The sequence below is a fragment of the Streptomyces sp. NBC_01352 genome (assembly GCF_036237295.1).
In the GTDB taxonomy this organism is placed as follows: domain Bacteria; phylum Actinomycetota; class Actinomycetes; order Streptomycetales; family Streptomycetaceae; genus Streptomyces; species Streptomyces plumbiresistens.
Genome location: NZ_CP108354.1, coordinates 8,304,559 through 8,317,339 on the forward strand (window position 1 = coordinate 8,304,559; position 12,781 = coordinate 8,317,339).

The following is a 12,781-nucleotide window of genomic DNA, read 5'->3' on the forward strand; positions in this document are numbered from 1 at the left end:
AAGAGAGCCGACCAATGAAGATCAGCATCCGTAGAAGCAGGCGCGCGGCCATAGCCGTCGCCCTGGGCTCCGTGCTCGCGCTGACCGCCACCGCCTGTGGTGACGACGGCGGCGGCGCCGGCGGTGACAAGGGCGCCGAGGGCAGCGGCAAGGGCAAGGTCCTCTTCTGGGACAACAACGGCGGTGTCCGCACCGACATCTGGAAGGAGATCATCGCCGACTTCGAGAAGGCGAACCCGGACATCGACGTCGAGTACGTCGGAATCGCCTCCACCGAGTACCAGTCCAAGGTCGACACCGCCATCCAGGGCGGCGGGCTGCCGGACGTCGGCGGTGTCGGCGCGGCCATGATCGCGGCGATCTCCGCGCAGAACGCGCTGGACCCGCTGGACGACCGTCTCGCCAAGTCCTCCCTCAACGGCAAGCTCAACGAGGACATGGTCAAGTCGCTGAAGGCGGCCGGCGGCGGTGACGGCACCCTGTACTCGATCCCGACCTCCGCCAACAACGGTGTCCTCTACTACCGCACCGACCTGTTCGACAAGGCGGGGCTGGAGGCGCCGACCACCTGGGACACGTTCTACGAGGCCGCGGACAAGCTCACCAACGCGGGCAAGAACGAGTTCGGCTACACCATCCGCGGTGGCGCCGGCTCCATCGCCCAGGCGCTGGACGCGATGTACGGGCAGTCCGGCATCACGTCCTTCTGGGACGCGAGCGGGGAGAAGACCACGGTCAACGACCCGAAGAACGTGGCGGCGCTGGAGAAGTACACGGCCCTCTTCAAGAAGACCACTCCGGCCGCCGACCTCAACAACGACTTCACCAAGATGGTCGCCCAGTGGGATTCCGGCACGATCGGAATGCTGAACCACAACCTGGGCTCCTACCAGGACCACGTGAAGGCGTTCGGGACCGACAAGTTCCGCGGTATTCCGCAGCCGATCGGGCCTTCCGGCAAGCGGGTCCAGGTGTCCAACCCCGTTGACGGGCTCGGGCTGTTCAAGACCTCCAAGAACAAGGAGGCCGCCTGGAAGTTCATCGAGTTCGCCACCTCGCACGCGGAGAACTCGAAGTTCAACGAGTCGGCCGGTCAGGTGCCGGCGAACAACGACGCCGCGAAGGACGCGTGGGTTCAGAAGGCCGAGCCCACGAAGCTGGCGGCCGAGGCGCTGAGTGACGATTCCACGACCATTGTCCAGCTGCCGTACTACCTGCCTGACTGGGGCACGATCTCGAAGTCGGACAACGAGCCGAACTTCCAGAAGGTGCTGCTCGGGAAGATGAGTGAGAAGGACTTCCTGGACACGCTGGCTGAGCAGTTGAACACGGCTCAGGCGGAGTGGAACGAGCAGAAGGGCTAAGAGCTCGGCTGGTTCGGTATTGCGGCCGGCTGCGGGTTGTTCGTGGCTGGTCGCGCCCACGCGGCGGTAGCCGCATATAGGGCACAGCCCCCGCGCCCCTGAAAGGGGCGCGGGGCGTACCCCCCATTTTGAAAGGCACCGCCATTTCGTAAGACCGTCGAGAAAGGCACATCGTCGTGTCGCTCACCCGCAGACAGGTCACCACCGCGGCCCTTGCCGCCGCTCCTCTCGCTCTTGCCACGACCGGTACCGCGCAGGCCTCGGGTCGCCGTACCCGGACGCTCTATATCGCCGGTGATTCCACCGCCGCCCAGAAATACTCGGACGCCGCCCCCGAGACCGGGTGGGGCATGGCGCTTCCGTTCTTCCTGCACAAGGATCGGCCCGTCGCCAATCACGCGGTGAACGGGCGCAGTTCGAAGAGCTTCGTCGACGAGGGACGTCTCGACGTCATTCTCTCCGCGATCCGGCCCGGGGACTTCCTGCTCGTCCAGTTCGCGCACAACGACGAGAAGACCACGGACCCCACGCGTTACACCGAGCCCTGGACGACGTACCAGGACTATCTGCGCCTGTACATCGAGGGTGCCCGGGCCCGAGGTGCCCGGCCCGTGCTCGCCACGGCCGTCGAGCGTCGCAGGTTCGACGCGAGCGGCAACGCCGTGCCGAGTCACGGCGACTATCCGGCGGCGATGCGTGCGCTCGCCGAGGAGGAGCGCGTGGCGCTGCTCGATCTCCAGGCCCTGTCGCTCGCGCTGTGGCAGAAGCTCGGCGTCGAGGAGACGAAGAAGTACTTCAACTGGACCGCCACCGAGCAGGACAACACGCACTTCAACCCGCCGGGCGCGATCGCGGTGGCCCGGCTGGTCGCCGCCGAGCTGCTGCACCACCGGGTGCTGGCGCCCCAGGACGCGCGCCGGCTCGACGCGGAGATCCCGGAGTCCTGGATCACCTGGCCGACGGCCACCGCGTAACCACCCCGACCTCAGAAAAGAGAGCCGCACCATGAACACACGTGTATGGCATGGGCATGTCACCACGAAGGCCGTCGTGCTGATCGGCTGCACCGCGCTCGTCCTCGGTGTCACCGGCACCACCGCCCAGGCCGGGTCCCGTGACCTCGGCCGCCAGGTCCTCGGGGCGAACGACGGCTGGGGCTCCGAGGGGGCGGGGACGACCGGCGGTTCGGCCGCGGACGCCGAGCACGTCTACACCGTCAGCAGTTGGGCGGAGTTCAAGGCCGCCCTGAAGGCCGGCGGCACCGCACCCAAGATCATCAAGGTGAAGGGGATGATCGACGCCGTCTCGGAGGGCTGCGAGGCCTTCACCACCGGCGGCTACGACCTCCAGCAGTACCTGAAGGACTACGACCCGGCCGTCTGGGGCAACGACGAGGTGGCCAGCGGTCCGCAGGAGGACGCGCGGGTCGCGTCCGCCGCCAACCAGGACACGGCCATCAAGGCCAACGTGCCCAGCAACACCACCATCGTCGGCGTCGGCAGGAACTCCGGCATTCTCGGCGGCAGCCTCCAGATCAAGGGGGTCTCGAACGTCATCCTGCGCAACCTCACCGTCGAGGCCCCGCTCGACTGCTTCCCGAAGTGGGACCCGACCGACGACAACAACACCGGCAACTGGAACTCCGAGTACGACGCCGTGGTCGTCTACGGCACCGACCACGTGTGGATCGACCACAACACGTTCACCGACGGGCGCTACCCCGACAGCGAGCGGCCGTCCTACTTCGGCAAGGTCTTCCAGCAGCACGACGGGCTGACGGACATCGTGCGCGGCTCCAACCACGTGACCGTGTCCTGGAACCGCTTCCAGGACCACGACAAGAACATGCTGATCGGCAACAGCGACAGCACCGCCGCCCTCGACTCCGGCAAGCTCAAGGTCACCATGCACCACAACCTCTTCGACGGGATCCTGCAGCGCTCCCCGCGTGTGCGGTTCGGACAGGTCGACGTCTACAACAACCACTACGTGGTGTCCGAGGAACAGAAGTCCGACTACTACATCTTCGGCGTCGGCATCTCCTCACAGCTCCACGCCACCCACAACGCGATCTCGCTGCCGGCCGGCACCAGCGTCGGCAAGGCCCTGAAGAAGTGGAACGACTCGCCACTGACCGCCGAGAACAACCACGTCAACGGCAAGCTCACCGACCTGATCGCCGTCCACAACGCGGAGATCCCCGCCGAGACCCTGCGGTCCGGCGCGGGCTGGACACCGACCCTGCGCACCAAGGTCGACTCCCCCAGGGCGGTCCCGGGGATCGTCGACCACCGCGCGGGCGCCGGCCGGCTGGGCTGACGCACACCGGAGCGGCGCACGCCGGACGGTCGTAGCGCCGACCGTCCGCGCCGAGACACCCGCCGGGCCGGGCGGGGCCGGGGCCGCACCGAGCGGGCGACCAACGCGCGGGGCGTCGGCTGGCTGCGCTGATGCGCACCGGAGCGGCGCACGCCGGACGGTCGTAGCTTCGGCCGTCCGCGCCGAGGCCGCCCGTCGGCCGGCCGGGGTCGGCACCGCACCGCGCGGGCGCCCATCGCGCGGAGTGCCAGCTGGCTGCGCCGAGGCCACTCGCCGGGCGGGGCCGGGGCCGCACCGGGCGGGTGACCACCGGGCGGGCGCCGGTCGGTTGCGCCGACGCACCGCGGAGTGGCGTAGCGGTCTGCGCCGACGCGTGTCGGGATCTTGGCGCTGGCCGTCTGCGCCGAGGTCACCCGCCGGGCCGGGCGGGGCCGGGGCCGTGCCGGGCGGGCGACCAACGCGCGGGGCGTCGGCTGGCTGCGCTGATGCGCACCGGAGCGGCGCACGCCGGACGGTCGTAGCTTCGGCCGTCCGCGCCGAGGCCGCCCGCCGGCCGGCCGGGGTCGGCACCGCACCGCGCGGGCGCCCATCGCGCGGGGCACCAGCTGGCTGCGGCGAGGCCACTCGCCGGGCCGGGCGGGGCCGGGGCCGCACCGCGCGGTCGACCACCGGGCGGGCGCCGGTCGGTTGCGCCGACGCACCGCGGAGTGGCGTAGCGGTCTGCGCCGACGCGTGTCGGGATCTTGGCGCCGGCCGTCCGCGCCGAGGTCACCCGCCGGGCCGGCCGGGGCGGGACCGCACCGCACCTCGATCAGGGGGCGCCCGCCCCGGCCCCCGCACGCCCCCACGTGAGGAAGCACCGCACCGCACCGCACCGCACCGAACCACCCTGCCGAGCCGCACATCCAAGGAGCCCCCGCATGCCCTCTCCCCACCTCCAACTGCCCCTGTCCAGAAGGGGTTTCCTGATGGCGAGCGCCGGAGCGGGCGCCGCGCTCGGGCTGGCCGCCCTGCCCGCCGAGGCCGCGCCCGCCGAGGCGCCCGCCCGGTCCCGCCCGTTCGGCCGGTACGGGTCACCGGCCGCCCGCCTCACCCCGAAGACGCTGTACGTCGACGGGCAAGGCCGCGGCGACCACACCACCGTCCAGGCCGCCGTGAGAGCAGCCACCACCGCCGGACACACCCTGGTCATCGCGCCCGGCGTGTACCGCGAGACCGTGTCCGCCGGGGTCGTCGACCCCGCCACCGGGCAGCGCACCGAGGCCGCCGCCGAGATGACCTGGATCGGTGCGAGCGAGAACCCGCGCGACGTCGTCATCGTCTACGACAACGCGGCCGGCACGAAGAAGCCCGACGGCTCCGGCACCTACGGCACCACCGGCTCCGCCACCACCCTGATCCGCACCGACGGCTTCACCGCCCGCTGGATCACCTTCGCCAACGACTGGCTGCGCGCCGACCACCCCGAGATCACCGGCACCCAGGCCGTCGCCATCAAGGTCCTCGGCGACCGCTCGGCCTTCCACCACTGCCGTTTCCTCGGCCACCAGGACACCCTGTACGCCGACTCCTTCGCGCTGTCCGTCTTCGCCCGCCAGTACTACGCGCACTGCTACGTCGAGGGCGACGTCGACTTCGTCTTCGGCCGGGGCACGGCGGTCTACGAGAACTGCCACTTCCGCACCCTGAACCGCACCGACCTGTCCTCCGCCCCGTACGGCTTCGTCTTCGCGCCCTCCACGGCGGGCGCCAACCCGCTCGGCCACCTGGTGCTGCGCAGCCGGATCAGCAGCGCGGCCCCGGACGCGTACTACAAGCTGGCCCGCCCCTGGGTGCCCAGCTCGGACACGACCGCCCGCCCGTCGCTCACCGTGCGGAACACCTGGCTCGGCCCGGGCATCGACGCGGTCGCGCCCTACACCAACATGTCGGACGCCTTCCCGTGGCAGAACCAGCGGTTCGCCGAGTACCGCAACACAGGGCCGGGCGCGGAGATCACGGCGCCCGCCAACCGTCCCCAACTCACCGACGAGCAGGCCGAGTCGGCGACGCGTGCGGCCTACCTCGGTGACTGGACGCCGTGGAAGGGGGAGCGCTGATGCGCAGGCGCACGGTCCTCACGGGGATCGCCGGGGGGCTGGTGGCGGCCGGTGCCGGTGCCGGTCCCGCCCTCGCCGTCGGCCGCCGCGTCCTGCACGTCCGCCCCGGCGACTCCGTCCAGGCGGCCGTCGACGCGGTGGACGGCCCCGGCCGGACGATCGTCGTGCACCCGGGCACGTATCGCGAGGTCGTCGACATCCCTGTCGCCAAGGCGGAGTTGACCCTGCGCGGCGCCACCCGCGACCCGCGTGACGTCGTCATCGTGTACGACAACGCGAACGGCACGCAGAAGCCGGACGGTTCGGGCACGTACGGCACCGCGGGCTCCGCCACCTTCACCTCGGCGGCCCCCGGTCTCACCGTCCGCGACCTCACCCTCGCCAACGACTGGCTGCGCGCCGACCACCCCGAGATCACCGGAACGCAGGCGGTGGCGGCGTACACGTACGGCGACCGCACCCACTTCGAGAACGTCCGCCTCCTGGCCCATCAGGACACCCTCTTCGTCGAGACGAGCGCGCTGGACGTCTTCGACCGGCAGTACTTCCACCGCTGTTACATCGAGGGCGACGTCGACTTCGTCTTCGGCCGGGCGACCGCGGTGTTCGAGGACTGCCATTTCCGCACGCTGCGACGGGACGTGGCCTTCACCCCGAAGGGCATGGTCTTCGCCCCGTCCACCGCCCGTGCCAACCCGCACGGCATCCTCGCCGTCCGCTCCCGGATCACCTCCGCGGCCGAGGACGGGGCGTACAAGCTGGCACGGCCGTGGGTGCCGTCGTACGAGACGACCGCCTGGCCCTCCCTCGTGGTGCGGGACAGCCGGATCGGTCCGGGGATCGACGCGGTGGCGCCGTACACCAACATGCGGGAGGCCTATCCCTGGCAGTCCATGCGGTTCCGGGAGTACCGCAACACGGGCCCGGGCGCGGCCGTCACGGTGCCGGAGAACCGGCCCCAACTGACCGGCGCAGAGGCCGAGAAGCACACCAGGTCGGCCTACCTCGGCGACTGGAGGCCCCGTGCGTAGGGCCGTGGCAGCAGCTCTCCTGGCCTGCGCGTTCCTGCTCGTGCCGACGACGGCCTCCGCCGCCGACCGCGCACCTGTCGGCTGGGCCTCCGCCGGCGCCGGCACCACCGGCGGCGCGGGCGGCACGACCTGGACGGTGCACACCCGCGCCGAGCTGAAGGAGGCCCTGGCCAACGAGGGCGAGCCCACCGCACCCAAGGTGATCCGGGTCGTCGGCGACATCGACGGCCACGAGGCGGCGGACGGTTCGCTGCTCGGCGAGCAGGACTACGCGCCCGGCTACGACCTCGGGAAGTACATGTCCTGCTTCGGCGAGGACGGAGCCGTCTGGTCCGACACCCGATACGACTACTGCAAGCAGCAGCGCACGCTGAGGCAGAACGGATCGAACCGGGAAAAGGCGCAGGTCCAGCTGACCGTGCCGAGCAACACCACCCTGGTCGGCGTGGGCGGCACCGCCCGGCTCCTCGGCGTCTTCCTGACCGTCAACACGGGCACGAACATCATCGTCCGGAACCTGCACCTGGAAGCGCCCGTCGACCACTTCACCAGCTGGTCGCCGGGCGACGGGACGCGGGGCAGCTGGAACGCCCGCTTCGACGCGATGACCGTGATCACCGGCAAGAACATCTGGGTCGACCACTGCACCTTCACCGACGGCCGCTTCCCGGACCGCGAGGCACCCCTCGGCTTCCACGGGGAGCACGTCCAGCGGCACGACGGTCTCCTCGACATCGAGGACGGCTCCGACTTCGTCACGGTGTCCGACAGCCGGTTCACCGACCATGACAAGGCGATCCTCATCGGGTCCGGCGACGGGCGCGGCGACCGGGACCGCGGGCACCTCAAGGTCACCTTCGTGCGCAACCTCTTCACCGACATCGTGCAGCGCGGCCCCCGCGTCCGCTTCGGACAGGTGCACGTCGTCAACAACGTCTACCGGGGCCGGGCCGCCGACACCCTGTACGCGCTCGGTGCCGGCCTGGAGTCCGCGATCTTCTCCGAGCGCAACGTCTTCGTGTATCCGCGCGGCAACCCGGCGCTGGCGGTCGCGGACTATGGCGGCGAGCACTTCCGGGACACCGGCTCCTGGTTCAACGGCCGCCCGGCCCGCCTCGACGCCGTGGCGAGCGGCCTGGGACTGAGCGGCGAGGTCGGCTGGGACCCCGCCGACGTCTACGACTACCGGCCTCTCAGGTCCCCGTCCGCGGTCGAGCACCACGTCCTGCGTCACGCAGGCACCGGGAGGCAGTATGAGTGAGCCGTTCGGTCGCCGTACGTTCGTCGCGGGAGCCGCCGCGGCGGCGTTCCTCGGCGGTACACCCGGCCAGGCACAGGCCGCCGAGCTCGTCGGCAGCAACCTCCCCGACTTCTACCCGGCGCTGAAGGACGGCCTGCGCTTCCCGCTCGCCTGGGGCACGTCACCCGTCCGCGACTTCAAGGCCTGGCGCCGCGCCGCCCGCGCCAAGGTCGAGGAGCACCTCCTCGTCGGCCGGCAGGACGGGACGCCGTACGCCCCGGAGTTCATGGAAGGGCCCCAAGGCGAGGGACACACGCGGGAGTTGGTGACCCTCTCCCTCACCTCGTACGAGCGTGTCCGCGGCACTCTGCTCACCCCGCACGGCACCGGACCCTTCCCCGCCGTCCTCGTCCTCCACGACCACGGAGCCAAGTTCGACATCGGGAAGGAGAAACTCGTCCGGCCCTGGTACGACGACACGCGCCTCGCCTCCGCGCAGGCGTGGGCGGACAAGTACTTCAGTGGACGTTTCCTCGGCGACGAACTGGCCCGGCGCGGCTACGTCGTCCTGTGCCTGGACGCGCTCGGCTGGGGCGACCGCGGCCCCCTCACCTACGAGCAGCAGCAGGCCCTCGCCTCCAACCTCTACAACCTCGGCTCCTCGCTCGCCGGGCTCATGGCCCGCGAGGACGCCCGCGCCGCCGCCTTCCTGGCCGGTCTCGACCGCGTGGACGCACGCCGGGTCGCGGCCGTCGGGTTCTCCATGGGCGCCTACCGCGCCTGGCAGACGGCAGCGCTCAGCGACCACATCGCCGCCGCGGCGAGCGTGTGCTGGATGACCGGACTGAAGGAAATGATGGTGCCCGGCAACAACACGCTGCGCGGGCAGTCGTCGTACTACATGCTCCACCCCGGGCTTCCCCGGTTCCTCGACTTCCCCGACGTGGCGGGCATCGCCGCACCCCGGCCGATGCTCTTCTTCAGCGGCGCCCTGGACACCCTCTTCCCCGCCGACGGCGTCCGGGTGGCCCACGACAAGCTGCGCGCCGTCTGGCGTTCGCGCCACGCCGAGGAGCGGTTGCACCTCAAGACCTGGCCCGACCTCGGCCATGTCTTCGTCGACCGCATGCAGGACGACGTCTTCACCTGGCTGGACCGCGTCCTGTAACCCCCCTCCCCATCCCAGCGACGTCAAAGGATCCGCACTCCATGACTCGTCGTACCGCTCTCACCACGCTCGGCACGGCCCTCGCCCTCGGCGCCGGCCTCGCCCTGCTCCCCACCCAGGCTCAGGCCGCGACCGTGGTCGTCAGCAACTCGACCGACCTGTCCAACGCCATCAAGAACGCCACCGCCGGCACCGTCATCCAGGTCCGCGGCGGCACCTACTACCCGACGGCCACGCTCCAGTCCACGGCCAACGGCACCTCGTCGGCGCCGGTCACGCTCACCGCGTACGGCTCGGAGACGGTGAAGATCGACGGTTCCTCGCTGCCCTCCGGCGGCTGGATCTTCAAGCTCACCGCGGACTACTGGAACGTCTCCAACCTGACCTTCCAGAACTCCCCGGACAGCGCGGTCGTCTGCCAGTCCTGCACCGGCACCACCTGGAACAACATCAAGACCATCAACGGGGGCGACTCCGGCTTCACGCTGACCGGCGACGGCACGGTCAACAACACCGTGAAGAACATCGACAGTTACGGCCACTACGACGCCGCCACCCACGGCGAGAACGCCGACGGCATCGCCGTGAAGTTCGGCTCCGGCTCCGGCAACCTCATCACCGGGGCCCGCCTCTACAACAACTCCGACGACGGCCTGGACTTCTGGTCGTTCTCCTCGCCCGTCACGGTCGAGCACACCTGGGCCATGGGCAACGGCAAGAACCGCTGGTCGGACTCCGCCTTCGCGGGCGACGGCAACGGCTACAAGCTGGGCGGCGACGGCGAGGTCGTCGCGCACGTCATCAACAACTCGGCCGCCTGGGACAACGCCGGCAACGGCTTCACCGAGAACTCCAACAAGGGCGCGATCGTCATCAACCGCACCACCGCCTACGCCAACGCCAAGTGGGGCTACTACTTCGCCACCGGCGCGGCCAAGCTCGGCAAGAACCTGGCCGTGAGCAACGGCGGCGGCTCGGTGAGCAAGAGCTCCTCGGTGGCCTCCTCCGGCAACAACTGGGACAGCGGCATCTCGACACCCGCCTTCAGGTCGACGGACGCGAGCAGCACGTACAACGCCCGCAGTTCGAGCGGCACCCTGCCCGCCACGACCTTCCTGACGACGGGTTCGACCACCATCGGCGCGACGATGAACTGACCACTGTGAAGCGGGCCGGTCCTCCGGCCCGCTTCAGCGTCAGCGAAACGCGGTCAGCCGGTGCGCACGGGCCCGATCGACTCCAGCGTCGGCACCACCGGCTTGATCGTCCCGTCGGCCGCGAACTCCATGCGGTCGATGGTCGTCTCGCGGTGCATGCCGTCGCCGCCCGGCCTGCCGGGGCCGTTCAGGGCGAACCGGTGGTAGACGACGTACCAGTCGTCGGTGCCGGGGGCGTTCACCACGGAGTGGTGGCCGGTGCCGAGGATGCCGTACTCGGGACGCTTGGACAGGATCGTCCCCTGCTTGGTCCACGGGCCGAGCGGGGACGGTCCCGTCGCGTAGGCGACGTGGTAGTTCTCGCTGCGGGTGTCGTCCTCGGACCACATGAAGTAGTACGTGCCGTTCCGCTTGATCACGAAGGACCCCTCGCGGAAGTTGTCCGGGGTGATGTCCTTCACCCGCGTGGCGTCGAAGGACACCATGTCGTCGTTCAGCGGTGCCACGTACCCGCGCCCGTTGCCCCAGTACAGGTACGCCTGACCGTCGTCGTCCGTGAAGACCGCCGGGTCGATCATCTGGCCGCTCAGTGAACCGCCCTTCGCCACCAGGGGTTTGCCGAGCGCGTCCTTGAACGGGCCGGCCGGGGAGTCCGCCACCGCCACGCCGATCTGCTGCTCCGCGCAGAAGTAGAAGTAGTACTTCCCGTCGCGCTCGGCGATCGCCGGCGCCCACGCGTACTTGTCCGCCCAGGCCACGTCGGGGCCGAGGTCCAGGATGACGCCGTGGTCCTTCCAGTGGACCAGGTCCTTCGACGAGTACGCCTTGAACCGCGTCCCGCCCCAGCCGGGGAAGCCGTCCGTCGTCGGGTAGATCCAGTACTCGCCGTCCAGATAGTGCACGTCCGGGTCGGCGTTGAGGCCGGGCAGGGTCGGGCTGCCGGTGCGGACCGCCTCGACCGTCCAGGTGCGGGTCGTGCCGTCGGCGGCTCTCACGGTGTACGTCTGCGGCTTGCGGAAGTCCCGCCGTGTGCCCGACCTCGGGCTCAGCGTCGCGCCCGCACCCAGGTGGATCCGCGGGGCGAGACGCGCCACATCCGCGCCCGGCTCCATCGGCAGCACGACCTTCGAGGCGGCCTCGGTCACGACCGCGTACCCCTTCTGGCCCGTCGCCGTCGCGTCCACGACCGACGTCGGCGTCGACGGGTACGCGGCAAGGAGCCGGTCGTACTCGGCCTGCGTGACGGGCAGCACCGTGCCGTGCCGCGGGCTCGCGGGCAACTGGTAGTTCGTGGACATCGTCCACTTCCCCGAGTCGAGGTCGGTGGTCTCGAAGGGGACGTAGCCGCGGCCGCCGTACTCGTCGATGAACAGGTACCACTTCTTCTCGGTGTTGGACTTGAAGACCGTCGGCCCCTCGCCGCGGTCGATCGAGCCGCTGCCGATGCACTCGGAGACGAAGTCGTACGACGTGTCCGTCAGGCTCGTCGACTTCTCCCCGGTGATGAACTTCGAGCAGGGGGAGCTGGAGGACGGGTCCCGCTCGTCCTTGGTGTAGCGGTAGTAGGTGTCCTTGTGCTTCACGACCGTCGAGTCGATGACCGAGTAGCCGGGGTCGTCCCAGACCTTCGGCTCGCTGAAGGTGCGGAAGTCCTTGGTGGTCGCGTAGAGCATCTTGTTGTACGTCGATCCCGTGTGGTCGGGATCGTCGTCGGCGTACAGCTTCGACGCCCAGAAGACGACGAACTCACTCAGCGAGTCGTCCCAGTAGGCCTCCGGCGCCCAGGTGTTGCCCGCGTTGTCCGGGGAGACCTTCACCAGCCGCTGGTCGGTCCAGTGGACCAGGTCGGTGGACTCCCACACCATGATCGACTTGCTGCCGTGCCGCTGGACCTGGTCCCAACTGCCGCTGGAGTTGCGGTACATCCTCAGGTCGGTGGCGATCATGTAGAACTTGTCGCCCTCGGGGGAGCGGATCACGAACGGGTCCCGCAGCCCCTTCTCGCCGATCGTGGACGTCAGGACCGGCTTGCCCGCGTTCAGCTCCCGCCAGTGCAGCGGGTCGTTGCCGCGGCTGAGGGCGTAGCGGATCTGTTCGCCGTCGGCGGTGCCCTCGCCGGTGAAGTAGGCGAAGAGGTAACCGGCGTACTTGGACTGCTTCACGGGTGGTGCTCCTGATTGCGCGGTGCCGGCAGGGGCGGCGAGGAGGGAGAGGAGAAGGGCGAGAACAGGGACCAGGAGCGTGCGGGCGGTGCGGCGTCTGGCGGGTCGCATGACACATCCTGTGTGACTGTGGGGGTTTCTGTGGGGTCGGTTCGCCTTCGGAGTGTCACCGGCGGGGGACAGCTGGTCAATCGGTGCGGTTGGGGCCGAGGGGAGCGAAAGTTTCGATCGTTTTCGCGGG

General features: G+C 70.0%; 9 protein-coding genes. 8 read left to right on the forward strand and 1 reads right to left on the reverse strand.

Translation table 11 applies throughout. The features are described 5' to 3' along the window. Positions 1 to 14 precede the first annotated feature (14 nt). The 8 genes from OG252_RS38235 to OG252_RS38270 all read left to right on the forward strand — a co-directional run bounded on the left by OG252_RS38235 (position 15) and on the right by OG252_RS38270 (position 10,378). On the forward strand, positions 15 to 1,364 hold the full coding sequence (locus tag OG252_RS38235; RefSeq protein WP_266441686.1) for an ABC transporter substrate-binding protein: 1,350 nt from the start codon (positions 15 to 17) through the stop codon (positions 1,362 to 1,364). Positions 1,365 to 1,540: 176 nt separating this feature from the next. After that, positions 1,541 to 2,338, forward strand: a complete 798-nt coding sequence (locus OG252_RS38240; RefSeq protein ID WP_266441689.1) for a rhamnogalacturonan acetylesterase — start codon at positions 1,541 to 1,543, stop codon at positions 2,336 to 2,338. Positions 2,339 to 2,369: 31 nt separating this feature from the next. After that, on the forward strand, positions 2,370 to 3,683 hold the full coding sequence (locus OG252_RS38245; RefSeq protein ID WP_266441692.1) for a pectate lyase family protein: 1,314 nt from the start codon (positions 2,370 to 2,372) through the stop codon (positions 3,681 to 3,683). A 920-nt stretch (positions 3,684 to 4,603) separates the two neighbouring features. Next, positions 4,604 to 5,782 (forward strand): pectinesterase family protein, encoded by a 1,179-nt coding sequence (locus tag OG252_RS38250; protein WP_329341944.1) that lies wholly within the window; start codon positions 4,604 to 4,606, stop codon positions 5,780 to 5,782. Further along, positions 5,782 to 6,813 carry a pectinesterase family protein gene (locus OG252_RS38255; RefSeq protein ID WP_329341946.1) on the forward strand — a complete coding sequence of 344 codons (1,032 nt, stop codon included), beginning with the start codon at positions 5,782 to 5,784 and terminating at the stop codon, positions 6,811 to 6,813. Before OG252_RS38250 ends, OG252_RS38255 begins: the two co-directional genes overlap by 1 nt. Positions 6,814 to 6,817: 4 nt before the next feature. Next, complete coding sequence (locus OG252_RS38260) at positions 6,818 to 8,074, forward strand: pectate lyase family protein (protein WP_329341949.1); 1,257 nt, start codon at positions 6,818 to 6,820, stop codon at positions 8,072 to 8,074. Further along, a complete protein-coding gene (locus OG252_RS38265; RefSeq protein ID WP_329341951.1) occupies positions 8,067 to 9,221 on the forward strand; it encodes a dienelactone hydrolase family protein in 1,155 nt (384 codons plus the stop codon). Before OG252_RS38260 ends, OG252_RS38265 begins: the two co-directional genes overlap by 8 nt. Before the next feature lie 41 nt (positions 9,222 to 9,262). After that, a complete protein-coding gene (locus OG252_RS38270; protein ID WP_266441703.1) occupies positions 9,263 to 10,378 on the forward strand; it encodes a right-handed parallel beta-helix repeat-containing protein in 1,116 nt (371 codons plus the stop codon). Between the two features lie 53 nt (positions 10,379 to 10,431). Here the strand turns inward: OG252_RS38270 and OG252_RS38275 are convergent, their stop codons facing one another. Then, complete coding sequence (locus tag OG252_RS38275) at positions 10,432 to 12,651, reverse strand: family 43 glycosylhydrolase (RefSeq protein WP_329341954.1); 2,220 nt, start codon at positions 12,649 to 12,651, stop codon at positions 10,432 to 10,434. Between the last annotated feature and the right edge of the window lie 130 nt (positions 12,652 to 12,781).

Excerpts from the sequence above, each read along its gene's own strand:
- OG252_RS38235 (WP_266441686.1), top strand. The coding sequence starts at position 15 with ATGAAGATCAGCATCCGTAGAAGCAGGCGCGCGGCCATAGCCGTCGCC.
- OG252_RS38245 (WP_266441692.1), top strand. The coding sequence starts at position 2,370 with ATGAACACACGTGTATGGCATGGGCATGTCACCACGAAGGCCGTCGTG.
- OG252_RS38250 (WP_329341944.1), top strand. The coding sequence starts at position 4,604 with ATGCCCTCTCCCCACCTCCAACTGCCCCTGTCCAGAAGGGGTTTCCTG.
- OG252_RS38255 (WP_329341946.1), top strand. The coding sequence starts at position 5,782 with ATGCGCAGGCGCACGGTCCTCACGGGGATCGCCGGGGGGCTGGTGGCG.
- OG252_RS38265 (WP_329341951.1), top strand. The coding sequence starts at position 8,067 with ATGAGTGAGCCGTTCGGTCGCCGTACGTTCGTCGCGGGAGCCGCCGCG.
- OG252_RS38270 (WP_266441703.1), top strand. The coding sequence starts at position 9,263 with ATGACTCGTCGTACCGCTCTCACCACGCTCGGCACGGCCCTCGCCCTC.
- OG252_RS38275 (WP_329341954.1), bottom strand. The coding sequence starts at position 12,651 with ATGCGACCCGCCAGACGCCGCACCGCCCGCACGCTCCTGGTCCCTGTT.